The sequence below is a fragment of the Amycolatopsis cynarae genome, assembly GCF_026802195.1.
Classification (GTDB): domain Bacteria; phylum Actinomycetota; class Actinomycetes; order Mycobacteriales; family Pseudonocardiaceae; genus Amycolatopsis_E; species Amycolatopsis_E rhizosphaerae.
Genome location: NZ_CP113836.1, coordinates 4,855,469 through 4,880,171, shown reverse-complemented (window position 1 = coordinate 4,880,171; position 24,703 = coordinate 4,855,469). Strand labels below are relative to the sequence as shown.

The following is a 24,703-nucleotide window of genomic DNA, read 5'->3' as shown; positions in this document are numbered from 1 at the left end:
TTCGGTGACCAAGCAACGAGAAGGTCGACGGCATTCGGGGGAAAGAAACCGTCAAAGCGCGCTTTCCGGACCGCGCGCTGCCGTGAAGGGTCACGCTGTCCGTGTCAGAGGCGTGCCCTCAAGGCGACCTTGAGGGCCAACACGCCGTCAGCCCGCGGAAGTGAACTGCCCGGTGCCGACCACACGCAGCAGCGCCAGCCGGTCGGCGGTGTCGCTGCCCGGCGGGGGCGTGTAGAGGACCAGTCGCTGATCGCCTTCCGGGGCGAACAGCGTCTGGCAGTCGAGATCCACCGGGCCGATCAGCGCGTGCAGGATGCGGACGCGGTTGTGCCGCCGCACCGCCACCTCGTGCCGCTCCCACAGCGCCGCGAACTCCTCGCTCGCCGCCGTCAGCCGGGCGACGAGGCGCTCGGCGGTGGCGTCCTGGCCGCGGCGCGCGACGGCCGCCCGGAGGTCGGCGACGTGCAGGCGGCTCTGGTACTCGTGCTCCTCCTCCGGGTAGGCCGCGCGGACGGCGGGATCGGTGAACCAGCGCCACACCACGTTGCGGCCGTTCTCCGACACCGTGCACACCCCGCCGAGCAGGGCGGCGGCCACCTCGTTCTGGGCCAGCACGTCGCCGAGATCGCCGAGGACCTGGGCGGGGGTGGCCGGAAGCTGGTCGAGCAGATGCAGCAGGCCGGGGGCGACGTGCTCGCGGTCCCTGGCGGCCGGGGGCGGCTGGTGGCCGGCGAGCAGGTAGAGGTGATCGCGCTCGTCGGCGCTCAGCCGCAGTGCTTGGGCGAGCGCGGCGAGCAGTTGCGGGGAGGGCTGCGGTCCCCGGCCCTGCTCCAGCCGGATGTAGTAGTCGGTGGACATACCGGCCAGCGTGACGACCTCCTCCCGGCGCAGCCCCGGAGTGCGGCGCCGGGGCCCGGCGGGCAGGCCCACGTCCTGCGGCCGCACCCGGTGCCTGCTGCGGCGCAGGAAGTCGGCCAGTTCGCGGCGGTTGATCGTCATGGCGCCATTCTCCCGGGCCGCGGGCACGCGAACCAGGGATCGCCGATCCCACTGTCCGGCGGGTCTCTCCCGCCGCCGCCGCACCCGTCGCAGAGTGGATCACGGGCCGAGCGGCCCCGGACGAACTTCGAGAAAGGACTTCCCCATGCCCACCGTTTCCGTCGCCGGCGCGCGGGTCCGCTACGAACGCACGGGGTCGGGCCCGGCGCTGGTGCTGGTGCACGGCACCGGTTCCCTCGGCGCCGCGCTGACCTGGGGGCAGGTGGCTCCCCGCTTCGCCGGGCGCCACACCGTCCTCACCCCCGATCTCTCCGGCTCCGGCGAGACCACCGACGGGGGCGGGCCACTGACCGTCGAGGGCCTGGCCGGGCAGGTGATCGCGGTGATCGAGGACGCGGGCACCGGCCCGGTGGACCTGCTCGGGTTCTCGATGGGCGCCACCGTGGTCTGCGCCGTGGCCGCGCTCCGCCCGGACCTCGTCCGGCGGCTGATCGTGGTGGCGGGCTGGGCCTGGACCGACGGCGACGAGTACCTGCGCAACCTGCTGAAGACCTGGGAGAGCCTGGCGGCGGCCGACGCCGAGGCGTTCGGGCGCCTGGTCACCATCACCGGGTTCAGCCACGGCTTCCTCAACGCGATCGGGCGCGCGGAGGTGGACGCGCTGATCCCGAACATGCCGCCCACGCCCGGCACGCTCCGGCACGTCGATCTGGACCGGCGCGTGGACATCCGGGAACTGCTGCCCCGCATCGAGGCGCCCACACTGGTGCTCGGCTGCGCCCAGGACCTCACCGTCCCCGTCGCCAACAGCCGGGCGCTGCACGAGGCGATCCACGGCAGCAGCTACGCCGAAATGGACACCGGGCACGTGGCCTTCTTCGAAAAGCCGGACGAGTTCGTCAAGATCGTCGGCGACTTCGTTACTTTTTGACCACTCGGAGGCGGCACCGGGGGCGGGTGCCAGAATGGCCCGCGGTGCCGCCGTCGGTGCGGTGACAACTTGGGGAGGCGCGGTGCTGGGTTCGGTCTCGGTCGGTCGATGGGCGGCGCGCTGGGCGCGGATCGGCCCGGACACCGCGGAGGCGGCCCGGTACCGCCGGAGCGTGCCCGCCGCGCTCGTCGCGACCCTCGTGCCGATGGCCGTGCTGGCCTGCATCGTGGGCGGGGCACTGGACCTGCACGTCTACCGGACCGGCGGTACGGCGTGGCTGAAGGGGATCAGCCTCTACGCTCCCGAATTCGGTCTCCTCGTGCCGGGCGGGCCGCTGCCGTTCACCTACCCACCGTTCGCGGCGATCGTGTTCGCCCCGGTGTCCTGGCTGCCCTGGCATGTCGCCAAGGCCGTGATGTGCCTGGTCTCCGCGGCCTCGATCGTGCTGACCGCGCTGATCGTGGCGGGCAGGCGTCACGGCCGGGGGAAGGTCGCGCTGGCCACGGCGCTGGGCGTGTCCGTGCTGTGGTTCGCCTTCGAACCGGTCCGGCAGACCGTCTCCTTCGGACAGATCAACCTGATCCTGATGGTCCTGGTCGCCGCGGACTGCCTGCTGCCGCGGACCTGGTGGCCGCGGGGCGTGCTGGTGGGCGTCGCGGCGGCCGTCAAACTGACCCCCGCGGTCTTCGTGGTCTTCTTCCTCGTGCGGCGGCAGTACCGCGCGGCCGCGGTGAGCGTGGCCGCGTTCGCCGCCTGCGGTCTGCTGGCGTTCGCGCTCGCGCCGGGGGACAGCGTCGAGTACTGGACGTCCACCCTGTTCGACCCGAGCCGGATCGGCGGCGCCGCGTACGCGTTCAACCAGAACATCCAGGCGATCCTGGTGCGCCTGCTCCCGGCCGGGCCGGGGCGTTCTCTGCTGTGGCTGGTCCTGGCCGCGGCGGCGATGGCACTGGCCGTGGTGGGCGCGCGGCGCGCGCACCGGGCGGGCGACCCGGTGACCGCGCTGCTGCTGATCGCCACCGGTGGGCTGCTCGCGTCGCCGGTCAGCTGGTCGCACCACTGGGTGTGGGTGCTGCCCGCCGCGGTGGTGGCATTCGACGTCGCCCGCCGCGGCGGTACGGCCGTCCGGGCCGCGGCGGTCCTCATGGCCGTGGTCTTCGCGGCAGGCCCGCACGGTTTCCTGCCGCAGACGCACGATCTGGAGCTCCACTGGACGTGGTGGCAGCATCTGCTGGGCTCGTCCTACGTGCTGATCGCGGTGGCCGTGCTGATCCGGCTCGCCGTGCGGCCCCTGGCCATGCCCGGAACGCGAGAGGAGTCCCCGGCCAAGGAGCCGGATAAGCTCCCGGGATGACCGACCCGCTCCGGCTGACCGTCCTCGGCTCCGCGACCCCGTATCCGGAGGCGGGCAATCCCTGCTCCGGTTATCTCGTCGAGGGTGGAGGCGCCCGGATCTGGCTGGACGCGGGGACGGGCACGCTGGGGGAGCTGCGGCGGTACACGCGGCTGGACGAGCTGGACGCGATCTGGATCTCGCACCTGCACGCCGATCACGCCGCCGACCTGCTCACCGCCTACTACGGCGCGCGCTATGCGGACCTGACGCCGGCGGCGCCGATCCCGCTGTTCGGGCCGCCGGGCATCGCCGACCGGCTGGCGCACTTCCTGACCAACTCGGCGGTCCGCAGCCCCATCGAGTCCGCCTTCGCCGTCACGGAACTGCACGACGGGCACACGGCCGAGGTCGGCGGGCTGAGCCTGACCACGCGGGCGGTGTCCCACGGCATGCCCGCCTTCGCTGTCCGGATCAGCTCGGATACGGCGTCACTGGTCTACTCGGGCGACACCGGGCCCTGCGCGAACCTGACCGCCCTGGCCGGAGGGTGCGGCGCGCTGCTGTGCGAGGCCGACTGGCCGGAGGTGCCCGCCGGGGAGGACCCGGTGCACCACACGCCCGAGGAGGCCGGTGAGACGGCCGCCGCGGCCGGTGCCGGGCGCTTGATCGTCACGCACGTCGGTCCGTTCCTCACCCCGGAGGAAGCGGTGTCGCGGGCTTCGGCGCGCTTCGCGGGCCCCGTCGACTACGCGGCCCCCCGCAGCGTCTTCACCCTGCCCTGACCCTGTCGGCGGCTGCGGGTCCGGCTGCGCGTTGCCGTGAAGGGTCCCCGGGTCTATTCGGCTGGGGGCTCCGGCAAAGTCGTGTCGCTTCGCCGCGCGAGTCCCACCCTTGTGCGTTTGTGTCCCACCTTCGGTGGCCTGAATTCCTCGTTCGGTCTGGATGAGCAGGGCAGCGGGCTTGTGCCGGGATCTTGGCGTTCTTTCCCGTGAGGGGTCCCCTCACAGCACATACGACCAGGGTTCCGGCAAAGTCGTGTTAGGGGAGGTGGAGGAGGGTGAGTGGTCGGTTGTGGTTGCGGGCGGTGTGGCGTAGTGCGGCGGCGATGTTGGTGGCGCCGTTGAGGCGGTGTGTGCTGATGGCGAGGTTGCGCAGGCTGGCCATGACGCGGGGTGCGGTGCCGGTGCGGATGCGGGAGGTGTCTTCGCCGTAGGTGACGTCGCGGACCCAGTGCAGTCTGTTTTCGATGCCCCAGTGATCGCGGATGTGGGTGGCTAGTTGGGTTGGTGTGTCGGTCAGGCTGGTGATGCCCAGGACTGTTTCGGTGTGGGTGCGGCCGTTGGTGTGGGTGGTGTGGCGGTGTAGGCGCCAGACTTGGCGGGCGTGGGGGAAGCGGATGCCTTCTGGGGTGGGTAGGACCTGGATGGTGCGGCGTTCGTGGCGGCCGTGCCCGGTGCAGGTGTCTGTGTGTGCGGGGGTGGTGGTCCAGGGCAGGGGGATGAGTTTGTCCAGCAGGTAGCGGCGGTTGCCTTTGACGGGGAAGAGGTAGTCGGCGCCGCGTTCGGTGAGGTAGCGGGCGTGGTGGGCGGTGGTGTGCAGGGCGTCGGCGGTGATGATGGCGCCTGTGAGGTCGATGCGGTCCAGTAGTGGGGCGAACCAGGCGACTTCGCTGTCTTTGCCGGGTAGCTGGGCTTGGGCCAGCACGGTGCCGCTGTCGCGGTCGAAGGCGGCCAGAAGATGCACCGGGCGGCCGTCATGGCGGCGGCCGCCGCGCACGGTTTTGCCGTCCACCGCGATCGCGGGGCGCTTGTTCTGGGGCTGGGGTTGCTGGGCCAGGCGTTCCTGCAGCCAGGCGCCGATCGCGGCGTCCACTGCCTCGCCGTCGACTTGTTGCAGGGTGCGCCGCAGGGTGGCCTCGTCCGGTGCCACCAGTCGGTTGGCTTTGCGGTCGTGGCGGGCTCCCAGCCGCGCCAGGTCCGCTTGCGCGGCGTCGGCGGCCCATTCGCCGATCGCGGTAAAGGAACGGCATCCCGCGCACACTGCCGCTGCGGCGATCAGCAGGATCGAGCGCAGCGTATGGCGCACACCGCGGGGTTTGCGCGGGTCCGGCACCACATCCAGGTGATCAGCCAGATCCCACACCTGCACAGGCTCTGGAACAGACCCGTCAGGGGTCAGACGATCAAAACCAGCAACGGTGGGGCATGATGCAACGGCAGGCACGGCTCTCTCGCATGATCAAGGGTCTTCGACAAACCACATGATCAACTAGAGACCGTGCCTGCCCTGCAACCAGGCCCAACACGACTTTGCCGGGACCCTGGCACATACGACCGTGAGGGGACCCCTCACGGCAGTCGTTCGACGGGGGAGCGGCACTCGCGGGACCGGGGGCGTGCCCTCAAGGTGGCCTTGAGGGCGTTTATGACCCTGAAGGCGACCTTCAGGGCATCCCGCCCCGGCCCCCCAGCGGACCGCCGCCGCTGCGAATGGGTCTACTGTGGACAGTGTTGGAAAGGCAGGAAGTGGTCGTGTGCGTGGGGTCTCGCGCTCGGTTACGCTGGCGCTGTGGGACCTGAGGGTGAGGGTGCCCGGTCGGACCGGGCCGCGTGGCAGCGTCTCGGCACCCGGGTGGTGCACAAGAACCCCTGGTTCGAGGTGCGGCAGGACGCGGTGATCCGCCCGGACGGCGGGCGGGACGTGTACGCCCATGTGGTCGCGCCGGGTTCGGTCACCGTGCTGGCGATGGACGAGTCGCGGCACGTCTTCCTGACCAGGCAATGGATCTACACGCACGGTTCGGTGCAATGGCGGCTGCCGGGCGGCGGGGTCGACCCGTGCGACCCGGATCCCCTGCACGCCGCGCAGCGCGAGCTCGCCGAGGAAACCGGCCTGCACGCCGCGAAGTGGGAGCAGCTCGGCCTCATCCACGGCGCGGACAGCCTGAGCAACCACACCGAGCGTATTTTCCTCGCCACCGGCCTGACGATGCACACCCCGGCGCTCGGGCAGGGGGAGGCCGATCTGACGGTGTGCCGCCGCTCCTTCGCCGAAACGCTCGAACTCGTCGTTTCCGGCCGCATGCCGCACGCGGGCAGCGCCCACGCGGTGCTCAGCATGGCGCTGCGCGAAACGGGGCGGGGTTTTCCGTTTTCTTGCTAGAGTGGACGGGAAACGTTTCCGTCCTGGGGCGACAATCGCGGTTTTCCTCCTGCTGCCCGGTGTCCCTCCGGGAGGTTCGCCGTGCGGCCCCGGCGACGAACGGGAGGAGTGCTGGGCATGGCCACTCGCCAGGTGATCCCGCCGGACAGCCTGCTGTGGCATGTGCATCCCCCTGCCGAGAGCGCCGCGCTCCCCTTGTCACCACACGAGGAGACGGCGCTGCTCGAAGCGCTTCTGCCCGATCCTCGGTTGTTCACCTCGGCGGGGCTGCGTGTGCTGACGCCCGCCCGCCTCGAAGGCCGGGTCCTGTCCGCGGTCCGCACGACTTCGGAGCTGCTCGTGGCGCACCTGGAGCCGGGGGAGGACAGGGCCGCCGTGACCCCGGACGACGTTCCCGGTGTGCAGGGGCTGCGCTGGACGTCGGATCTGGACTTCCCGCGCGAGACGCTGCTGCTGTTCCGCGACCGCTGCCCGGCGGACGTGCTGCGCCCGGTGCCCAGGCTGTCCGCCCGCCTTGACGACGCCGACGGGGTGCACCGCCTGACGGAGCTGCTGGCGCCGTACCGGGTGCGGGTGGCCGAGGCGGAACGGGCGGGCCTGCCGCTGGTGTTCCTCAACTACCGCACCGCGGGCGGCACCCTCGAAGTGTTCCTGCTGGACGAGGAACTGCGGAGACGGCTCGGCGACGACGCGGTGTTCCGGGACCACCGGAGCCTGCGCGCGGGCGAAGATTTCGCCGAGGTGCTGCTCCGCAACGCCCGCGGCGTGAAGGTCATGCTGTCGGTGATCGGCGCGCGCTGGGACGCCTCCTACGACGAGCGCGGCGGCCGTCTCCTGGACCAGGGCGGCGACTGGGTGCGGCGGGAGATCGCCGAGGCGCTGGCGCACGGGGTGTGCGTGGTCCCGGTGATCCTCGGGGTGCGGTCCCGGCTGGACCCGGACGAACTGCCCGCCGACATCCGGAAGCTGGCCGGGCTCCAGACACTGCAGCTGGTGGAACGGGCGGACCGGCAGGATGTGGCGCGGCTGGTGGACAAGCTGTTCGACGAGGTGCCGGTGCTCGCCAAGGCCTACGCCGAACGCCGGGCCGTGCGAGGGGAGTCGCCATGAGCGCCGGTTTCGGTGCGACACTGCGCCGGCTCCGGGAAGAGGCCGGCCTGTCCCTGGCCGCGCTCGCGCAGCAGGTCCACTACAGCAAGGGACATCTGAGCAAGGTGGAGTCCGGGCAGAAGCCGCCGAGCGCGCAGCTGGCCCGGCTGTGCGACGCCGCGGTAGGCGCGGGCGGTGCCCTGGTCCGGCTCGTCGGGCCCGGCGGCCCCGGCGGCGAAGAACCGGAACCCTCCGATGTGGACGGTCCGGTGTGGAGTGTCGGGGTGGGTCCCGGAGGCGCCGGGTTCTTCGCTCCCGGTGACGGGAGCGCCGCCGAAGGGCTGTCGCGCATGACCTTCGGGGTGCCCGGGGCGGCCACCGGAACACCCGCGCTGCTCGACGCCTTCCGGCTGCGGTTCGCCTCCGCCCGCGCACTGGGGCAGGTCGCCGGGCCCGCCGCGGTGCTGCCGGGGCTCATCGCCGACGCGCAGACCCTGCGGGCGCTGGCCGCGACCGCGGCCGCGTCGGAACGCCCGGCCCTGTGGCGACTGGCCGCCCGGTACGCGGAATACGCCGGGTGGATGACGCAGGAGGCCGGTGACGACCGGATGGCCCTGTGGTGGACCGACGTGGCCGTGCGGCTCGCCGGGCTCGGCGGTGACGCCACCCTCGAGCCGTACGCGCTGGTGCGCCGCGCCGACGTGGCGCTGTACCACGACGACGCGCTGTCCACCATCACGTTCGCCCAGCGGGCTCAGCAGGCCGAGCACGCGACCGACCGGGTGCGGGGCCTCGCCGCGCAGCGGGAGGCGCAGGGGCACGCGCTCGCCGGGGATCACGACGCGTGCCTGCGGGCGCTGGACCGGTCCGTGGCGCTGCTCGCGGCGGCCGAGACGGACCCGGTGGTGCTGGCGCTGGGCAGCACGAACACCCCGGACCTCGCGAGTCTGATCGGCGGCTGGTGCGCCTACGACCTGGGCAGGCCGGACGAGGCGGCGGAGATCCTCGACAGCGGGATCACCCGGTTCGCGCCCGGCTCGCACCGGGCGCGGGGCCGCTACGTCACGCGCGCGGCGCTGGCCCATTGTGCCGCCGGGGAACTCGACCGGGCGTGTGCGCTGATGAACCTGGTGCTCGACGAGGTCACGGCACTGGACTCGGCCACCATCCGGCACGATCTCCGGGAACTGACCCGCGTGCTGGCGCGGTGGCACACCCATCAGCCGGCGCGCGAGCTGCGGCAGCGGCTGCTGGCGGCGCTGCGGGCGCCGCAGGCCTGGTCCTGACCGGGCCGCCCCCACCGCCGAACTCACCGCCGAGTTCACAGACCGGTTCACAGCCAGCCTCGCCGGACGGCGGCCACCCCGGCCGCGAACCGGTTGTCCACGCCCAGCGCCGTGTAGATGACCTTGATGTGCCGCCGCACGGTCGTGGTGCTGACCTTCAGCCGCCGGGCGATCGTCTCGTCCCCGCCGGTGGCCATCAGTTCGAGCACGCGGCGCTGGAATCCGGTGAGCTCGCCCCGCGGCCCGGCCTCCGGCCGGATGGTCGCCGGATCGTCCCAGAGCAGGTCGAACCAGCAGGCGAACACGGCCAGCAGGCCCGGGGCCCACACCAGCAGCGCGGTGTCGGCGGATTTCTCCAGTGCGATCAGCGCGACGCTGTCGTCGGCGTGCAGCAGGGAGACCGGCACGCTGGGGCGCAGCCGCACTTCACCCGCGGGGAAAGCGCTTTCGGCCTCCTCCGATTCGACGAGCAACCGGATCTCGGGAAGGACCGGCCGGGCGGTCCAGCCCGCGGCGTCGAGGAGGGAACCGGTGGCCCGCAACCGGTGTTTCGCCGAAGCGGCCAGCTCGGCGGCGTGCGCGTGCACCTCGGCGTGCCCGGTCAGCGTGTCGACCCCGTCCGGTTCCCCCGGCTCGCCCGCGGCGGGCAGCAGCGCGGCGAGACGGCTCCAGCCGTCGAGGATGCGTTGCTGCGCCTCGAAAACCTCCCGCTGCCGCCGTTCGAGCACCGACCGCAGCGCGGCCGCCTGGCCCGCACCGCGGACCCGGTCGCCGTGGCGGCGCAGGAGCCCGAGGCCGAGCAGTTCGTTCAGTGCGCGCTGGTCCCCGCTTCCCGGTTGTTCGGCGGGGTTCCGGGTCAGTCGCAGGAACAGCGCTTCCGCGGCGGGACTGACCAGGCCCGCCAGCGGCCGGATTCCAGGTGGCTCGGCCATGCCTTCAGCATGCGGCAGCCGCGGGGCGGGAGGCGCCACGTTTCCCGTCGCCTGTGCGGCCGGGCAACGGGAAACCGGCGGAACCCGCGGTCCGCCCCCGTTACGGTCGCTACCAGAGCCGGGCGCTCGCGCCAAGGGCGGGAACCGTCCGGTGGCCGCATCCTGTCGCCGTTCCCTTCGGGAGCGAAAACCCGGGAACCATCCGGAACGCGGTGACGTCTAGATCACAAACAGTGGCGAACGCACAACAGAAGAACCGAGGAGCTGGTGTCGTGGGTGACGCGGTGGTGGACGGCGCGGCGACGGACTCTCCCGCCGAACCCGGAAACGGACAACCGCAGGAACCGCAGGAACCGAGGGGAACGCGGGAACTGGCCGACGCGATCGCCGGGCTGACCGAGCAGATCCAGGCCCATCACGCGAGGGCGCAGGCACGGGAGCGGGTCATCGACCAACTGCACGCGGAGGTCGAGCGCCTGCGGGCCGGGGCCGACGCGGTGCTGCTGCGGCCGGTGGTCACCGACCTGCAGCATCTGCGCGCCGATCTGCTGCACCAGGCACGCACCCTGCCCGGACCGCTCGACGCGGACCAGGCGGCGAAACTGCTCGAATCCTTCGCGCTGAGCGTGGAGCTGGCGCTGGAGCGGTGCGGGAGCGTGCCCGTGCGGCCCGAGCCGGGCACGGCGTTCTCCCCGCGCGAGCACCGTGCGGCCAAGGTCGTCGAGGCCGCCACGCCCGAGGAGGACGGCACGCTCGCCGAGGTCGTCGCGGACGGGTACCGCGACACCGCCACCGGCCGGGTCACCGTGCCCGCCCGCGTGCACGTCCGGCGCTGGACCCCGCAGACCACACAGCCCGCCTCGAGCGAAGAGCAGCAGCAGAACGCGGAAACCGGAGGGAACACGGATGTCTGACCGGAAGAGCAGGGTCTTCGGCATCGACCTTGGCACGACCTACTCGGCGATCGCGTACGTGGACGAGACGGGCCGGCCCACGGTGTGCCGCAACACCGACAACCTCGAGACCATCCCTTCGGTGGTGTACTTCGAGAACGAGAGCAACGTGGTGGTCGGTTCGGTGGCCAAGGAATCCGCGGTCACCGAGCCCGACCGGGTGGTCAGGCTGATCAAGCGCGAGATGGGCACGAAGTCGGTCCGCGAGTTCGACGGCGAGACCTACACCCCCGAGGCGATCTCGGCGCTGATCCTCAAGCAGCTCGCGCAGGACGCGGCGGCCTACACCGGAGGCGAGGTGACCAGCGCGGTCATCACGGTGCCCGCCTACTTCGGGATGCTCGAACGCGACGCGACCCGCAACGCCGGGAAGATCGCCGGGCTGGACGTGATCGGCATCATCCCGGAGCCGGTGGCGGCGGCGTTGCACTACGAGGCGACCACGGGCGCCCAGGACAGGACGATCCTCGTCTACGACCTCGGCGGCGGCACCTTCGACACCACGGTCATCAAGGTGTCGGAGACCGAGATCGAGGTGGTGTGCACCGACGGCCACGACCGGCTGGGCGGGGCCGACTGGGACGAGCGCCTGGAGCAGCACCTGCTGGCCGAGTTCACCGCGCAGGTGCCGCCCGGGACCGACGTCGAGGAGGACGGCGAGTTCGTCAGCTCGCTGGCCACCATCGCGGAGAACACCAAGAAGCAGCTGTCCAAAGTGGATTCGCGCCCGGTGGCGCTGCGCGGGGCGGGTGCCGCGGCGCGCGTCGAAGTGACGCGGGAGCAGTTCGAGCGGCTGACCCGGGACCTGCTGGACCAGACGATCGACATCGTGCGCCGCACGCTGGAGACGCTGGAGGCCAAGCGGCCGGGCACCACGATCGACGAAGTGCTGCTGGTCGGCGGCTCCACGAGCATGCCCGCGGTGGCGCGGCGCCTCAAGGAGGAGTTCGGCTGGGAACCCCGCCTGCACGATCCGCACCTGGCCGTCGCCAGGGGTGCGGCGCTCTACGCGCTCGGCCGCGTCGTCCACAAGGAACAGGAAGAGGCCCGCGGACAGGCCGTTTCCGAGGCGGAGGCCGAATCGCGCGCGGCCGAGGTGGTGGACGAGGTCGCGGCCCGGCACGGGATCTCCGCGAAGCAGCTGCGCAGCCTGGCGGAGAAGGAAACCCGCAACGTGCTGCCCAAGGCCTTCGGCGTCAAGCTGCAGGACACCTCGGCACCGGACTGGCAGGACCAGCCTCCGCGCTTCTACGTCGAGCACCTGGTGGCCGCCAACGACACACTGCCCACGGGGGTCCGCACACTCGAGGCGGAGACCGTCGCCGAGGGCCAGCGCTCGATCGACATCGAGCTGTACGAGCAGTCCGGTGCCCGTGCGGGACGGGAACTGGACGAGAACAAGCCGCTCACCGACGGCGCCGGTGTGATCGACGGGCTGCCCCCGCTGCCGATCGGTTCTCCCGTGCACATCGAGATGACCGTGGACAACGAGGGCCTGCTCACCGTGGACGCCACCGAACCCTCCACCGGGAAGAGCCTGCACATCCAGGTGCGGGTGAGCGTGCTGTCCAGCGAGGAGGTTGTCGAGGCCACGAACCGGGTTTCCGCGCTCACCGTGTCGAGCTGACCATGGTTCCCTTCGACGCCAAGGCCTACGAGGAGACGGTCGTCAAGCCGTTGCGGCGGTGGTCGGGCCGCGAACTGCCGGACGATCTGGTGTCCCGGTACGCCATCGATCTGGCCATGTCCGACGCGGAGGTCGCGCGGCGGCTCACCGAGGTCCGGTCGAAGTGGAACAAGGGCATCACCCGCCCCGGGTACGCGCAGCGGATCTACAAGGCCTTCCTTCGCGCCGACGAGGGCCTGCGGCGGCAGCATGGCGACAGGCTGGGCACGGCCGCGTGGTGGCGCGAGTACGCCAAGCGGCGCGCCGGTGCCCGGCAGGGGCAGATCGACGAACTGGCGAAGACCCTGCGCGCCAACTTCGGGGAACTGGGCCTGATCACGCCGGGGCAGCTGGAGGCGACGGTGCGGGCGGCCTACGCCGTGCTGTCGCCGAACGAGGTCGACGAGGCGCTGGCCACCGCGGGGATCACCCGCAGCGCGCCGCGGGATCTGCCGAAGGCGAGCGGCCTGATCGACGCGACCTACCGGATCCTGGCCGAGCAGCTGGTGGAGGCGGAGGCCGCGAGCGTGGTGGAGCTGCTGCACGGGGAGATCGGCGGTTTCCGGATCCTCGACGGCTTCAGCGCGCGCCCGCCCGCGCCGCTGAGCCTGACCGGTGAGGCGGTGCGGGCGGCGGCGCTGCGGGAAGACCGCCGCTCGGGCAACCAGCCTGCCCGGCAGGCGCTCGGTATCCTCGCCACCGCCGCCAGGGACGGGGTGGACCTGGAGAAGCTGGCGCTCTACCACCTGCTCGACGAGGTGCGGCGCGATCACGCGCAGGGGGTGCCCGCCAGTGCGCTGCTGGGCAGGCTGGTGCGGGCGAAGCTCGACCGGGACGAGGCGTGCCAGGCGGTGTTCGGCGTACTCAACGAGACGGGGCGCGCCGCCAGGGTCACCGGGCTGGACCAGATCCGCGAACTGCTCGAGCAGGGCAGGCTGGTCGCCGCCCAGCAGGCGCTGGCGGGGGTTACGGGCACCGAGGACGCGGCGGCGGCGACGGCAATCGTCGAGCGGCAGCTTGCGAAGGTGCGCGAGCTGCGCGAGGGAGCGCAACGCGCGTTGCGGGAAGGCGCCGAGGCCGACGCGCTGCACCGGCTGCGGCAGGCGGTCGCGCTCGCGGGGGACGACGAGGAGCTCGCCGCGCAGATCCGGCGCATCCCGCCGGAACCGGTGCTCGGGGTGGCCGCCGCGGCCGAGGCCGGCGGGGTGCGGGTGTCCTGGCGCGCCGCGCCCACCCACGGCGAGGACACGCGCTACCGCGTGGTGCGCCGGGAGGGGCGGATTCCGGCCGACCCGGATGACGGCACGGTCGTCGTGGCCTCCCAGGGCGGTGGGGACGGGATCGGGGACGGCACGGTGACGCTGGACCGGACCCCACCGGCCGCGGTCCCGCTCGGGTACGCGGTGTTCGCCGCGTCGGGCGGCGGGGTCTGGTCCCGGGCCGCGGGGGTCACCGCCGAATCGCTGCCCGAGGTGCGCGATGTGCGGCTCACCGTGGAGAACGGAGCGGTGGAGGGCCGCTGGAGCGTGCATCCGGACGCGGTGGGGGTGCGCGTCCAGCGCGGTGACGGGCCGGTGATCGCCGAATCGGCGCGGACGCTGTTCCGCGACCCGGGGGTGACCGACGGCGCGGAAGTGGTCTATACCTTGACCGCCCGCTATCGCCGCCCGGACGGCGGTGAGGCCCTTTCCCGTCCCGTGGTGGAAAAGACCTCCACACGGGCCCGCCCGAGGCCGGTGCGGGCGCTCACCCTCGCCCCGGTTCCCGGCGGAGCCGGGCCCCGCGTCGAGATCAGCTGGCAGCAGCAGGCCGACGCCGAGGTCGTCGTGCGGCGGTCGCCGCTGCCGTGCGCGTGGGAGTTCGGCGAGCTGGTGCCTTCGTCCGCGCTCGCGGGCTACGGCGAGGAGGTCACCGGCGGACGGTCCGAACGCGACGGCTGGCAGGTGCTCACCGCCGCGGTGCCGACCGGCCTTTTCCACTACGTGACGTTCACGCTCGTGTCCGGCGGTGCCCTGCGCGGGCACGACGCGGCCCTGGCCGTCGCGCTCGACGTACGCGGCCTGCGGTACCAGCGGTTCGGAGACGAGCTGGCGCTGTCGTGGGAGTGGCCCGAGGACACGGGCATCGCCGACGTCCGCTGGAAGGCGGCCGGGGAGTCCGGGCGGCAGCGGCTGACCCGCCAGCAGTACCGGTCCGGCGGCGGCTGCCGCGTCCACTGTGGACCGGGTGAGGCCGAGGTGGTGGTGCGCACGGTTCTGCCCGGCGCCGGCGGCGAAAGCACCTCGGCCGGGGTGCGGCTGGTCGTCCCCGGTAGCGCGCCCGCCCTGCGCTACCAGGTGTCCATGACGCGGAAACCGCTGGTCGGCGGGGGAACCGTGCGGGTGCGGCTGAGCAGCGACCAGCCGCTGCCGCGCTGCCCGGTGCTGGTGGTCGCCGCCCCCGGCCGGGTCATGCCGCGCGGGCCCGGCGACGGGCAGGTGCTGCTGCGCGCGGAGCCCGCGGTGCGCCCCGGCGAAGACGTCGAACTCGTCGCCGAACTGCCCCGACTGAAACGGCCGTTCTGGGTGCGTTGCTTTCCCGGCGACGACTCGGTCCGGCTCACCGATCCCCCCGTCACCCAGCTGAAGGTGCCCTGATGCCCGCCAACGCAGCCTGCCCGTACTGCTACCACCGTGTCGATCTGTGGACGCTGCACTTCCAGTGCACCGGCCGGCCCTCGCCGGGCAAACCGCAGTGCACCAAATCCGTCGACGAGGACCGCAAGCGGCTCACCGGCTACGCCTCGCCGTCCTGGCCGACCTTCCCGCGCCCGGCCTCCCACCGGGGCAGGCTGGCACCGTGCCCGGACTGCGGGAGCAGCACCGGCATCCGCGCCTGCCCGGTCTGCCACACGCCGCTGCCGGCGAACTTCTCCGACAGCCGCAGCCCGCTGATCGGCATGGTGGGCGGCAAGAACGCGGGCAAGACGGTCTACACCACCGTGCTGGCCCACGAACTGCGGCACAACATCCGCCGCCGGTTCGCCGCCGACATCTGGTTCGCCGGGGACCAGCAGGGCGGCACCGGCTCGGTGAGCGACTGGCTGGCCGACTACGAGCAGGCGCTGTTCACCGACCGGAGGCTGTTCGAATCCACCGCGAGCGCCGCGGGCGGTATCAAGGTGCCGCTGGTCCTGCAGTGGCGGCAGCCGAAACGCAGTCTGGGCCGCGAGGTGCACAGCACCACGACGCTGTCGTTCTACGACGCCGCGGGTGAGGACATGACGACCCAGGAGTTCGTCAACGCCCAGGCCTACCTCACCTCGGCGGACGCGCTGATCGTGCTGCTCGACCCGTTCCAGCTCAAGGGCGCGCACGACCGGATCAAGGTGCCGGACGCGAGCCGCCGCGACACCGAACCGCCGATCAACGTGCTGACCCGGATCACGGAGCTGCTGCGCACCAGCCACGCGGTCAGCGCCCGGCGCAAGATCTCCGTGCCGGTCGCCGTGGTGTTCTCCAAGATCGACGCCTTCTTCCCGATGCTCGGTGACGGGCACCCGCTGCTGCGGGCGCCCGAACCCGGGCCCTGCTACGACGAGGCGCACGGGCGCGACACCGACGAGCACCTGCGTGCCCTGCTGGCCGAGCTCGACGCCGACGACATCGACGCGCACCTGCGCGCGCACTACAAGACCTTCCGGTACTTCGCGGTGTCCTCGCTCGGGGCCGAACCGGACTACTCGGCGAACCGGGTCGACGTCGGCGGGGTGCGGCCGTTCCGGGTCGACGAGCCGCTGCTGTGGCTGCTCGGGCTGTTCAAGGTCGTCTCACGGAGAATCGCATGAGCGGGTTCCGGACGCTGTACTACACCGACTGCCTGCCGGGGCAGGGCCTGCGCGGGGGCGCCGGCTTCCAGTTCCAGGCCGTCTCGGCCGGGACCGGGCACGAAGAAATGTCGCTGGTGCAAAGGACTTCACTGTACGAAGCACCGGTGGCGTGGATGCGGCAGCAGCGCCCGGTGGAGGAGTACCCGCCGTCGCTGACGCACCTCTACGACGGGCTGTACGTGACGGCGCGCGGGGTGTATCTCGGGGCCGAGGCCAACGGGGTCCGCGAGGGCAACCAGTTCACCCACGCCATCACCACCGCCGATCCCGAGGCGTACGGCTTCACCCGCCCGGCCCAGCTGTGGGGCGCGCCGTTCTGGTCGGAGGAACCGGCACCGGGCACGGAATGCGCCCCGCTGCCCGCCGAGCCGGACGCGGGACCGTGGAGTGTGGACTCCGTCCGCGAGTGGGTCCTCGGGCGGCCCGGCGGCGAGGACTGGCTGCTCGCGGTGCACTCCGCGTTCGACCGGCTGCACAGTGACGACGGACGGCGGGTGGTCTTCGTCGCCGACGACCCGGAGCCGGTGCTCGCCTGGATCGCGGCCGGGACGCTGCTGCTGCCCCAGGCGCGGGCGCTGCGGGTCGGTTTCCGCGTGTTCGCCACGAATCCGCGGGCCAGCCAGCACGACGTGCTCGCGCTGCACACCGAGTGGGCGGGGCAGCTCGCCGAGCCGGAGCGCGACCACGGCTTCTGCGTGTTCAACCTGGCGACCGGGCGCCGTTCCGAGGTGGAGCCGACCGAGTCGGCGCGGCATTGGGTCGCGCGGTTCCTGCGCGAAGACCCCTACGATGTGGTGGACGCGATCGAGCTGGCGCACCAGTTCGCGGGCGGCGGCCAGGCACGGGCCGCCTCGGCGGACCGGCTCGCCGCCGAGGTGGTGACCCTCGGCAGGCGGCCCCGCGACGCGGCCGAGGCGAGGGGACTGGCCGCCTGGCTGGCGGACCGGATAGAGCGGTCCATTGAGGACATCCCGGTGGCGGCGGTGCTGGAGTCGGTGCTGCCGTTCCGGCTGGAGCTGACGGAACTGCGCAGGCTCGACGAGGCCGTGCGTTCGCTGCGCGAGGACGTGCTCGATGCCGCGCTGACCGCCCGGGTGCGGCGCGCCCTGTTCGTGGCCGAGCTGGAACCGTGCACGGGGGGCCGCATCGCCGCCGACGAGGCGGCGTCGCTGCGGGATCTGGCCGAAGCGGCGGCCGAGGTGGCCGCGCCCGAGCGGATGGACGCGCTGCTGCGCACGGTCACGCGCTTCGGCGTGGTACCGCGCCCGGCGGAGTTCCCGGGCGGCGCGGACCGGTTCGTGCGGTGGTGGGCCGCGCATCCCCGGGAGCAGATCGACCCGGGCACCTGGTCCTGCGGGGCGGAACTTCTCGTCCTGCTCCGGTCGGCGCTGGCCGTCTCGCTGGAGAGGCGGGGCTCCCCGGAGGAGCACCGGACCGTCGCGGACATCCGCGAGCGGTGGTGGCGCCTGCTGCTGCCCGGGGTCACGGATCCGGCGACGATGATCGATGCCACCACCACCGCCGCGGCCGTCGAGAAGGGCGGACCGGCGACCCGGCGCGACACCATCGAAATGGTCTATGCCATCCTTCGCGCCCCGGCGGAGGACTATCCGGTGCTGCTCTGGCGCGCGCTGTTCTCCTTCGCCGAGCCGGCACTGGAGGAGCTGAAGCGGTACCTGCTGACGGTCCCGCCCGGCGAATTCACCGCGGATTGGCACGCCAAGGAGATCGGCGGCGCGGCGGGAAGGCTGGTGTCGCGGGCCCTCTCCGCCGACGAACTCGACGTGATCCGCCTGCTGGCGTCCCGCGGCGTGCTCGCGCGGATGCCGGACCTGGCCGAGTTCGCCCGGCAGGATCAGGCGCTCCAGCACTGGTTCGCCGCCGTGGGCACGCCGTCGCGGCCGGACCCGTCCCGGATCCCGGTGCCGCCGCGGGTCGGCGGGCCGGTCCTGTCGGCCCGCGGGGAGCAGTTCACCGCCGCGCTGCTCGGCCTGCCGTTCCCCGACGCGGTGGCGATCGTGGAGGCCGGTGACGAAGTCCTGCTCGCCGTGCTGGCCCGTGAGCTGCCCCTGGCCTGGCACGCGCGGGATTCGCGCGGCGAGGCCGCGGCCGCGCTGGCGTATGTCGCGATAGGACAGTGCTCCGACGCGGTGGCCGTGCCGTTCGAAAAGAAGCTCCGGACCTGGGCGCGCACCACGGACGCGGAGCGGGTGGGCGGCGCGGGCCGCCATCTGCGCACGCTGGGTGCCGAGGTGACCGAGGACTGGCACGAGTTCACCCGCCGCCGCGCCGTGCTGTCCGGTCAGACCGAGCGCGCCAAGCGTGCGCGGGAGAAACGTGAGCAGAAGGCCGAAAACCCGCCGAAGTCCGGTAAGTTGTTCGGCCGCTGGACCCGGGGAAGGTGAGCCATGGTCTATCTGCTGGGGATAGCGGCCGCGCTGGTCGGGATCTACGTAGCGCTGTGGCTCGCGGTGGCCGGGTTCCTCTGGCTGCTGGTACCGGCACTGATCATCGTCCTGCCCGCGCTCGCGGTGTGCGGCGTGCTGCTCGCGCTGGTGGTCGCCGCCCGCACCCTGGTGACCCGGGGTCTGGCCGCCCCGGAGGTCATCACGCCCCGGCGCGTCGAGAAGGGGAAGGCGGGATTGCCCGAACTCCGCCACTCCGGCGCGTTCGGCCGGGACCGGGCGTGGCCGGTCTATTTCGCGGCGCAGGCGCGGACCGATCTCGGCCAGGTGTGGCGGGAGATCCGCGGCGCGGTGTGGCGGGGCTGGGCCAAGGTCGGAACCCTCTTCCGTTACCGCGGCTACGGCTGGATTCCGGGCCTGGTCGTCGTCTGTCCACTGTGGCTCTCGGTGAGCCTTGGCGCGTTCGCCGCGGGCGCGGCCGTTCTGGCGGCGGGCGCGCTGGTGCTGTTCGCGCTCTGGGTTCCGTGGGTGCTCACCGCCGGTTTCCTGCGCGGCACCGACCAGCTCGTGCGGCGCCTGCGCGGCGCCAGCGGCAGCTGCCCGCGCTGCTACCACGTGGACTCCCTGCCCGCCTTCGCCTGCCCCGGCTGCGGGCGGCTGCACCGGGACATCCGGCCCGGACGGCTGGGTGCGGTGTGGCGCCGGTGCGACTGCGGGCGCAGGCTGCCGACCACGGTCCTGCGGATGGCGCGGATCGCCTCCCCGCAGTGCCCGCGCTGCAAACTGCGGCTCCGGGACGGGGCCGCGGTACTCACCGACATCCGGATTCCGGTGTTCGGGCCGGTTTCGGCGGGCAAGACCAGGCTGGTCTACGCCGGGCTGGTCGCCCTGCGCGACGCGGTGGCGGCGGCGGGCGGCACGCTCGGTTTCGTCGACGACGACAGCAAGGCGGCCTTCGACCACGGCGCGGCGATCATCACCAGCGGCGGGGACACGGTGAAGACCCCGGCGGGCGAGCTGCCCACCGCGCTCACCGTGCGCTACGACCAGGGCCGCCGCAGCGCGCTGCTGCACCTGTTCGACGCCGCCGGTGAGTTCTACGCCGACCGCGACGACAACAGCATGCTGGAATTCCTCGACCACGCCCAGGGACTGGTGTTCGTGGTGGACCCGTTCTCCGTGCCGTGGGTGCGCGACCAGGCCGGTACGGCGGAGGTGCTGGCCCGCGCGAATCCGGCCGTCGAGGATCCCGAGCGCGTGTACCACGTGACCGCCCAGCGCCTGCGGGACTACGGCGTGCGGACCCGGAAACGGAAACTGGCCATGACCATCGTCAAGGCCGACCTGCTCGACGGGGTGTCCGGGGACGCGGCTCCGGCCCCCGGAGACGGCCGGGACTGGCTCGTGCGCGCCGGTCTGGACAACCTCGTGCTCTCCGCGGAGCGTGATTTCGGCGAGGTGCGCTACTTCGTGGTGGCCTCGGTGGCCGGGAAACGGGCCGGGAGCGGATTCTCCCCGGCGAACCCCCTCGCCTGGCTGGCCGCGGGCGCGGGAGCGGTGATGCTGCCCGAACAGAGTGGGCGTGACGGCTCGCGGGAAGTCGAGGAAACGGTATGAGCGCGACGAGTCTGCCACCGGCGCACCGCGTCTGCCGGGGTCTGCTGCTGCTCGTCCTGGTGGTGCTGTTCGTGCTGTTCGCCTGCGGGGTGCTCCGGCTGGTGCCGGGTGCCTGGCCGTGGTTGCTGGCGCGGGCGCAGCAGGTCCGGGACACGTGGACGGCGATGGGATGGCACCTCTGGTGATCCTCGGCATAGACCTCGGCACCACGTACTCCGCCGTCGCGACGGTGGAGGAGCGGGGAAACCCGGTGATCCTGCCCAACCGGCTGGGCGAGCGCGTCACGCCTTCGGTGGTGTCGTTCGAATCCCCCGGGGTGGTGCGGGTCGGTTCGGCCGCGCGCGAGGCCGCCGCGATCGATCCGGACAACACGGTGGCGCTGATCAAACGGCGGATGGGCACGGAGTTCGAGCTGCTGTTCCACGGGGTCCGGCACACCCCGGAATCGGTGTCCGCCCTGATCCTGCGCACCCTGGTCGAGGACGCACGGGCCCAGCTCGGCGCGGGGGAGGAGCCGGTGCGGGCGGTGATCACCGTGCCCGCGTATTTCGGCCTGCGCGAACGGGAAGCCACCTACCAGGCGGCCCGGCTCGCCGGGATCGAGGTGCTGGAGCTGCTGGCCGAGCCCGTCGCGGCGGCGCTGCACTACCGCGCGACGGCGGACCCCGGCGGGGCGATCCTGGTCTACGACCTCGGCGGCGGCACCTTCGACACCACCGTGCTCAGGGCCGACGGCACCGGTGCGAAGGTGATCGCCACCGACGGCGACAGCAGGCTCGGCGGGGCGGACTGGGACGAGCGGATCACCGGTTTCCTGCTGGAAAGTTTCGCCCACGCGGCGGGCGAGGAGGACTTCTACGCCGATGACGCGTTTCTCCAGGACGTGGGCAGGGTCGCGGAAACGGCCAAGCGGGAACTGAGCAGCAAGACCAGCAGGCCCGTGGTCCTGCGCCGCGGCGGGACCAGCGTGACCGTCCCGTTTGACAGGAAGACCCTGGAGGGGCTCGGGGCTGATCTGCTGGGCCGGACTATGGCGATCGTGGACCGGGCGCTGGCCGGCGCGCGCGCCAGGGGAGTGCCCCGGGTCGGGCAGGTGATCCTCGTCGGCGGCTCGTCGAAGATGCCCGCCGTGGCCGAGGCGCTGCGCACCCGGCTGCGTGTGGTGCCCAGGCTCGCGGAGCCGGACTTCGCGGTGGCCTACGGCGCCGCGCTGCGGGCGCACCAGCTCGCCGGGGACCCCTCCGGCGCGAGCAGGCAGGCCACCGCCTCGGTGGTGCCGCGCAGCTTCGGCATCCTGGTCGACGACAGCCACGACCCTGCGGGACGGCGCCGCATCGTGATGCACACCGTGCACCGCGACGATCCGCTCCCCGCCGCCGCGACCACCACGTTCTGCACCATTGTGGACGGTCAGGACCGGGTGCGCGTCCAGGTCTTCGAGCAGGCGGGAGACGTGCCCTCCGAGGAGGTCGAGGACAACCGGCGGGTGCTCGACGGCGAACTGGCCGGAATCCCGCCGCTGCCCGCGGGATCACCGATCGAGATCACCTCGCGCGTCAGCGCGGACGGGCTGCTCAGCGTGACCGCGGTGGAGCCCGGCAGCGGGACGAAACTGGAACTTTCGGCCTATATGGACGGTGTGCTCGACGCCGAGTCCACCCGCACGCTCGACGGGGCGTTGCGCGGGCTGACCATCCGGCAGTGAGGGGCGGCAATGACTTCGTGGCTGCGCAGGAACTTCGACGGCATCGGGCTCACCCAGTCCCCGCCGGGACCGCATCTGGCCGCGCTGCAGGAGCGCTACGGCGGCACCGTGCTGCTGTGCATCGACGTGAGCGGTTCCATGCAGGGCAAACCGCTGAAGAAGGCGCTGCAGGGCGGGGAGGAATTCCTCAGCCAGGCCTGGGAGAACTACTACCGGTGCGGAATCGTGCTGTGGCACAGTTCGATCGAACGGTACGTGCCGCCGGACGCGCCGCGGGACAAGGTGCTCGACGGCCTGCGCGGGCGGATCGGCAGCGGCGGCACGAACGTCGTGCCCGCGCTCGAAGTGGCGAAGAAGCTGTTCGGCGGGATGCGCGGGGACCGCGTGGTGTGCATCTTCGGTGACGGGGACCTCGGCGACCGCCGCCGTGCCCGCGCCCTGGCGCGGGAGCTGTGCGCGATGGGGGTCCGGATCGTGGTGCGGGGCCTCGGCCGGGGGGCGGCCGAGGCCCTGGGCGAGCTGGCCTGCCCCGGCACGCAGGACAGCGAGCGGCTGATCACCGACGAGCGGGGCATCACCCCCGGCATCGCTTCCATGGCCCGCGGCCTCACCCGCCGCCGCCCCTGACCCTCTGCCCGCTCCCGTGTCCCACCTTCCGGCGCTTGTGTCCCCCATTCCGGCGCATCGTCCGTTGAGGACACTCCGCGGAGCGCCCGCCGGACTGTTCGGCCCCCGCCGAAACGTGCCGTGCCTAGCCTGGCGACCGTGATCGAACACATCGCCATCACGCCGAGCGTCCTGTATTTCGGCACCCCGGTCGCGCTGCTGACCACCGAAAACGCGGATGGATCCGCGAACATCACGCCGATGTCTTCGGCCTGGGCACTGGGGGAGGTGGTGGTGCTCGGGCTGGCTCCCACCGGCCAGGGTGCACGCAACCTCACCGCCCGTCCGGAGCTGGTGATCAACCTGCCTGGCCCCGCCCAGTGGGCCGCGGTGGAACGGCTGGCGCCGCTGACCGGTGCCGACCCGGTACCCGAGCCCAAGCGCGACCGGTTCCGGTACGAGCCGGACAAGTTCGCCGCCGCCGGTTTCCGGCCGGAGCCCGCCGAACTGGTCCGGCCGCCACGCCTCGCCGAGTGCCCCATCCAGCTCGAGGCCCGCGCGGCCGCCGTCCGGTCCGACGCCGGCGGCGACTTCCTGATCATTGAGGCCAAGGTGCTGCGGGTGCACTGCGCGCCCGAGCTGATCGTCCCGGGAACGCAGCACGTCGACCCGGCGCGGTGGAGTCCGCTGATCTACAACTTCCGCCACTACTTCGGGCTGGGACCGCAGCTCGGGCACAGCTTCCGGTCGGAGACACCCACCAGCACCAGCGTGCTCTCCCCGAGCTGACGAGACGCACCCCCAGCGCGGCAGTACCCAGGCCCTAGCGTGGCGGGCGGGGTGGGGCGATCCAGACGCGGTACTCGGCGAGCATGCCGTTGAGGTAGGCCGCGCCGAACTCGTCGTCGAGGTCCACCTCGTGCTGGGCGTTCGGCTGGAACACCCCCGAGTCGCAGCGGTCGCCGAACAGCACGACGCAGTGCCTGCCCGGGTCCCGTTTGGGCGGCCAGAGGAAGCCCTCCGCCCACGGCGCCTGCTTGCGCACCCAACTCGCCCAGCGCCGCACTCGCGGCAGGTCGCTGTCTTCGGCGCGGATCAGCCACACGTCCTGGGCGACGGCGTTGAGGTCGGTCGCGTCGCAGAGGGTGACCAGGCTCAGCTCGACCGCCGTGAGGACGAGGCTCAGCCGCAGGCCGGCCACGCCGACCCGCCGGAGCGTGCGGAAACCCTTGGTGGGAGAGGGAATGCTGCCGAGTAGCACGTCCGCGAGCGCGGCGGGGGCGCTGCGGGCCGCGTTGTAGGCGGGGTAGGGGTCCTCCTCCGTGCCGTCGAAGCGGCCCGCGTGGCGGCGGCCGGGGCGGTACGGGGTGAACTCGGTGGCCTTGCGGGTCTTCGGGTGGACGTGCCACAGCAGGCTGTCGGGAGGCAGCAGGAACCGGTGGGGTGTGCCGTCGAACTCGGCGGGCGGGTCGTAGTCGGGCATGGCTCAGTCCTCCGCTCGCTCGTCGAGGGCGGCTTCGGTCAGGACCTCGTCGTCGACCCGTCCGATCAACCGCACCGGGGCTTCTCCGAGCCGGGCGTGTTCGCCCAGCCACCAGTCGGCCGCGCCCCAGGGGTCGCCCGCCGCGTCCAGGATGCGGTTGATCCGGCCGATGATGCCGGGGCCGAACTGGAAGGCGGGCCACTGGCTGCCGCCGTCGTCCCGATCGAGCCGGATGAGGTCCTCGCCCGCGGGGTCCCAGCCGCGCGCGCGGACTTCGGCTTCGGACAAAGCTTCCGCCGCGAGGAGCCAGTGGGTGGCTTCCCGCCGCACCTCCTCCGCGGTCGGCGTCCGGTTCCCGAGCAGGGCGGACCGCAGGGAGTCACGGGTGGCGAACCAGCCGGTGAGCTCCCGCGCCTCCCGTGCCGGGCCGGTCAGGCGCGTGCCGCCGTCCGCCAGCGCGCGGCGCACGGGATGGTCGGCGGGCAGCCGCCGCGCCAGGTACCGGGCCAGGTCGGCCGACCGCTTGGTCAGCGCCGCGGGAAGGCCCTCCGCGGCCAGTTCCCGGACCATGCCCTCCACCTGCGCCAGTTCCTCCGCGCTCAGCCGGGACCGCACGTCGTCCCAGGCCCGTACCAGCGCGTCCAGCGCCTCCCTGGTGCCCATCC

Annotated in this window: 21 protein-coding genes; 16 read left to right on the top strand and 5 right to left on the bottom strand. The window is 72.6% G+C overall.

Going from position 1 to position 24,703, the window contains the following annotated elements; translation table 11 throughout:
* Positions 1-147: 147 nt before the first annotated feature.
* On the bottom strand, positions 148-999 hold the full coding sequence (locus ORV05_RS23275) for a helix-turn-helix transcriptional regulator (RefSeq protein WP_326938078.1): 852 nt from the start codon (positions 997-999) through the stop codon (positions 148-150).
* A 145-nt stretch (positions 1,000-1,144) separates the two neighbouring features.
* On the opposite strand from ORV05_RS23275, the gene ORV05_RS23270 reads away from it, so the two are divergent.
* From ORV05_RS23270 to ORV05_RS23260, 3 genes are read left to right on the top strand one after another with little or no spacing between them, the layout of a single operon-like run.
* Positions 1,145-1,930, top strand: a complete 786-nt coding sequence (locus tag ORV05_RS23270; RefSeq protein WP_268754149.1) for an alpha/beta fold hydrolase — start codon at positions 1,145-1,147, stop codon at positions 1,928-1,930.
* 34 nt (positions 1,931-1,964) lie between these two features.
* Positions 1,965-3,284: a glycosyltransferase 87 family protein gene (locus ORV05_RS23265; protein ID WP_268754148.1), complete on the top strand. Its 1,320-nt coding sequence runs from the start codon at positions 1,965-1,967 to the stop codon at positions 3,282-3,284.
* Positions 3,281-4,048 (top strand): MBL fold metallo-hydrolase, encoded by a 768-nt coding sequence (locus tag ORV05_RS23260; protein ID WP_268754147.1) that lies wholly within the window; start codon positions 3,281-3,283, stop codon positions 4,046-4,048. Before ORV05_RS23265 ends, ORV05_RS23260 begins: the two co-directional genes overlap by 4 nt.
* Before the next feature lie 256 nt (positions 4,049-4,304).
* Here the strand turns inward: ORV05_RS23260 and ORV05_RS23255 are convergent, their stop codons facing one another.
* Positions 4,305-5,408: an ISAs1 family transposase gene (locus ORV05_RS23255; protein ID WP_268754146.1), complete on the bottom strand. Its 1,104-nt coding sequence runs from the start codon at positions 5,406-5,408 to the stop codon at positions 4,305-4,307.
* A 426-nt stretch (positions 5,409-5,834) separates the two neighbouring features.
* Here ORV05_RS23255 and ORV05_RS23250 point away from each other — a divergent pair, with 426 nt between their 5' ends.
* The 3 genes from ORV05_RS23250 (at position 5,835) to ORV05_RS23240 (ending at position 8,803) form a co-directional block, all read left to right on the top strand.
* Positions 5,835-6,428, top strand: a complete 594-nt coding sequence (locus ORV05_RS23250) for an NUDIX domain-containing protein (RefSeq protein WP_268754145.1) — start codon at positions 5,835-5,837, stop codon at positions 6,426-6,428.
* A gap of 117 nt (positions 6,429-6,545) precedes the next feature.
* The gene (locus ORV05_RS23245) at positions 6,546-7,538 is read left to right on the top strand and encodes a TIR domain-containing protein (protein WP_268754144.1); all 993 of its coding nucleotides are present in this window, start codon (positions 6,546-6,548) and stop codon (positions 7,536-7,538) included.
* A complete protein-coding gene (locus ORV05_RS23240; protein ID WP_268754143.1) occupies positions 7,535-8,803 on the top strand; it encodes a helix-turn-helix domain-containing protein in 1,269 nt (422 codons plus the stop codon). The genes ORV05_RS23245 and ORV05_RS23240 overlap by 4 nt, the downstream gene beginning before the upstream one ends.
* Before the next feature lie 47 nt (positions 8,804-8,850).
* On the opposite strand, the gene ORV05_RS23235 is transcribed toward ORV05_RS23240, so the two are convergent.
* Positions 8,851-9,735, bottom strand: a complete 885-nt coding sequence (locus ORV05_RS23235; RefSeq protein ID WP_268754142.1) for a helix-turn-helix transcriptional regulator — start codon at positions 9,733-9,735, stop codon at positions 8,851-8,853.
* Positions 9,736-10,007: 272 nt separating this feature from the next.
* Between ORV05_RS23235 and grpE the strand changes: the two genes are divergently transcribed.
* The 10 genes from grpE (at position 10,008) to ORV05_RS23185 (ending at position 23,344) form a co-directional block, all read left to right on the top strand.
* Positions 10,008-10,649, top strand: coding sequence for a nucleotide exchange factor GrpE (grpE, locus tag ORV05_RS23230; RefSeq protein WP_268754141.1), 642 nt, complete (start codon positions 10,008-10,010; stop codon positions 10,647-10,649).
* Positions 10,642-12,315, top strand: coding sequence for an Hsp70 family protein (locus ORV05_RS23225; protein ID WP_268754140.1), 1,674 nt, complete (start codon positions 10,642-10,644; stop codon positions 12,313-12,315). Before grpE ends, ORV05_RS23225 begins: the two co-directional genes overlap by 8 nt.
* A 2-nt stretch (positions 12,316-12,317) precedes the next feature.
* Positions 12,318-14,990, top strand: a complete 2,673-nt coding sequence (locus ORV05_RS23220) for a hypothetical protein (RefSeq protein WP_268754139.1) — start codon at positions 12,318-12,320, stop codon at positions 14,988-14,990.
* Positions 14,990-16,180 carry a zinc ribbon domain-containing protein gene (locus ORV05_RS23215; RefSeq protein ID WP_268754138.1) on the top strand — a complete coding sequence of 397 codons (1,191 nt, stop codon included), beginning with the start codon at positions 14,990-14,992 and terminating at the stop codon, positions 16,178-16,180. Before ORV05_RS23220 ends, ORV05_RS23215 begins: the two co-directional genes overlap by 1 nt.
* Entirely contained in the window at positions 16,177-18,627 is a 2,451-nt protein-coding gene (locus ORV05_RS23210; RefSeq protein ID WP_268754137.1) for a GAP1-N2 domain-containing protein, read from the top strand. The genes ORV05_RS23215 and ORV05_RS23210 overlap by 4 nt, the downstream gene beginning before the upstream one ends.
* A gap of 3 nt (positions 18,628-18,630) precedes the next feature.
* On the top strand, positions 18,631-20,244 hold the full coding sequence (locus ORV05_RS23205; RefSeq protein WP_268754136.1) for a TRAFAC clade GTPase domain-containing protein: 1,614 nt from the start codon (positions 18,631-18,633) through the stop codon (positions 20,242-20,244).
* Positions 20,241-20,429 carry a hypothetical protein gene (locus tag ORV05_RS23200; RefSeq protein WP_268754135.1) on the top strand — a complete coding sequence of 63 codons (189 nt, stop codon included), beginning with the start codon at positions 20,241-20,243 and terminating at the stop codon, positions 20,427-20,429. The genes ORV05_RS23205 and ORV05_RS23200 overlap by 4 nt, the downstream gene beginning before the upstream one ends.
* The gene (locus tag ORV05_RS23195) at positions 20,414-21,949 is read left to right on the top strand and encodes an Hsp70 family protein (protein ID WP_268754134.1); all 1,536 of its coding nucleotides are present in this window, start codon (positions 20,414-20,416) and stop codon (positions 21,947-21,949) included. Before ORV05_RS23200 ends, ORV05_RS23195 begins: the two co-directional genes overlap by 16 nt.
* A gap of 9 nt (positions 21,950-21,958) precedes the next feature.
* Positions 21,959-22,576, top strand: a complete 618-nt coding sequence (locus tag ORV05_RS23190) for a vWA domain-containing protein (RefSeq protein WP_268754133.1) — start codon at positions 21,959-21,961, stop codon at positions 22,574-22,576.
* Between the two features lie 138 nt (positions 22,577-22,714).
* A complete protein-coding gene (locus ORV05_RS23185; protein ID WP_268754132.1) occupies positions 22,715-23,344 on the top strand; it encodes a flavin reductase family protein in 630 nt (209 codons plus the stop codon).
* A 34-nt stretch (positions 23,345-23,378) separates the two neighbouring features.
* Here ORV05_RS23185 and ORV05_RS23180 read toward each other — a convergent pair whose 3' ends face one another.
* Both ORV05_RS23180 and ORV05_RS23175 read right to left on the bottom strand, forming a co-directional pair.
* Entirely contained in the window at positions 23,379-24,038 is a 660-nt protein-coding gene (locus tag ORV05_RS23180; protein ID WP_268754131.1) for an RES family NAD+ phosphorylase, read from the bottom strand.
* A 3-nt stretch (positions 24,039-24,041) separates the two neighbouring features.
* Complete coding sequence (locus ORV05_RS23175) at positions 24,042-24,701, bottom strand: hypothetical protein (RefSeq protein ID WP_268754130.1); 660 nt, start codon at positions 24,699-24,701, stop codon at positions 24,042-24,044.
* Between the last annotated feature and the right edge of the window lie 2 nt (positions 24,702-24,703).

Excerpts from the sequence above, each read along its gene's own strand:
- ORV05_RS23275 (WP_326938078.1), bottom strand. The coding sequence starts at position 999 with ATGACGATCAACCGCCGCGAACTGGCCGACTTCCTGCGCCGCAGCAGG.
- ORV05_RS23270 (WP_268754149.1), top strand. The coding sequence starts at position 1,145 with ATGCCCACCGTTTCCGTCGCCGGCGCGCGGGTCCGCTACGAACGCACG.
- ORV05_RS23265 (WP_268754148.1), top strand. The coding sequence starts at position 1,965 with ATGGCCCGCGGTGCCGCCGTCGGTGCGGTGACAACTTGGGGAGGCGCG.
- ORV05_RS23260 (WP_268754147.1), top strand. The coding sequence starts at position 3,281 with ATGACCGACCCGCTCCGGCTGACCGTCCTCGGCTCCGCGACCCCGTAT.
- ORV05_RS23245 (WP_268754144.1), top strand. The coding sequence starts at position 6,546 with ATGGCCACTCGCCAGGTGATCCCGCCGGACAGCCTGCTGTGGCATGTG.
- ORV05_RS23240 (WP_268754143.1), top strand. The coding sequence starts at position 7,535 with ATGAGCGCCGGTTTCGGTGCGACACTGCGCCGGCTCCGGGAAGAGGCC.
- ORV05_RS23235 (WP_268754142.1), bottom strand. The coding sequence starts at position 9,735 with ATGGCCGAGCCACCTGGAATCCGGCCGCTGGCGGGCCTGGTCAGTCCC.
- ORV05_RS23225 (WP_268754140.1), top strand. The coding sequence starts at position 10,642 with ATGTCTGACCGGAAGAGCAGGGTCTTCGGCATCGACCTTGGCACGACC.
- ORV05_RS23220 (WP_268754139.1), top strand. The coding sequence starts at position 12,318 with ATGGTTCCCTTCGACGCCAAGGCCTACGAGGAGACGGTCGTCAAGCCG.
- ORV05_RS23215 (WP_268754138.1), top strand. The coding sequence starts at position 14,990 with ATGCCCGCCAACGCAGCCTGCCCGTACTGCTACCACCGTGTCGATCTG.
- ORV05_RS23210 (WP_268754137.1), top strand. The coding sequence starts at position 16,177 with ATGAGCGGGTTCCGGACGCTGTACTACACCGACTGCCTGCCGGGGCAG.
- ORV05_RS23205 (WP_268754136.1), top strand. The coding sequence starts at position 18,631 with ATGGTCTATCTGCTGGGGATAGCGGCCGCGCTGGTCGGGATCTACGTA.
- ORV05_RS23200 (WP_268754135.1), top strand. The coding sequence starts at position 20,241 with ATGAGCGCGACGAGTCTGCCACCGGCGCACCGCGTCTGCCGGGGTCTG.
- ORV05_RS23195 (WP_268754134.1), top strand. The coding sequence starts at position 20,414 with ATGGCACCTCTGGTGATCCTCGGCATAGACCTCGGCACCACGTACTCC.
- ORV05_RS23190 (WP_268754133.1), top strand. The coding sequence starts at position 21,959 with ATGACTTCGTGGCTGCGCAGGAACTTCGACGGCATCGGGCTCACCCAG.
- ORV05_RS23180 (WP_268754131.1), bottom strand. The coding sequence starts at position 24,038 with ATGCCCGACTACGACCCGCCCGCCGAGTTCGACGGCACACCCCACCGG.
- ORV05_RS23175 (WP_268754130.1), bottom strand. The coding sequence starts at position 24,701 with ATGGGCACCAGGGAGGCGCTGGACGCGCTGGTACGGGCCTGGGACGAC.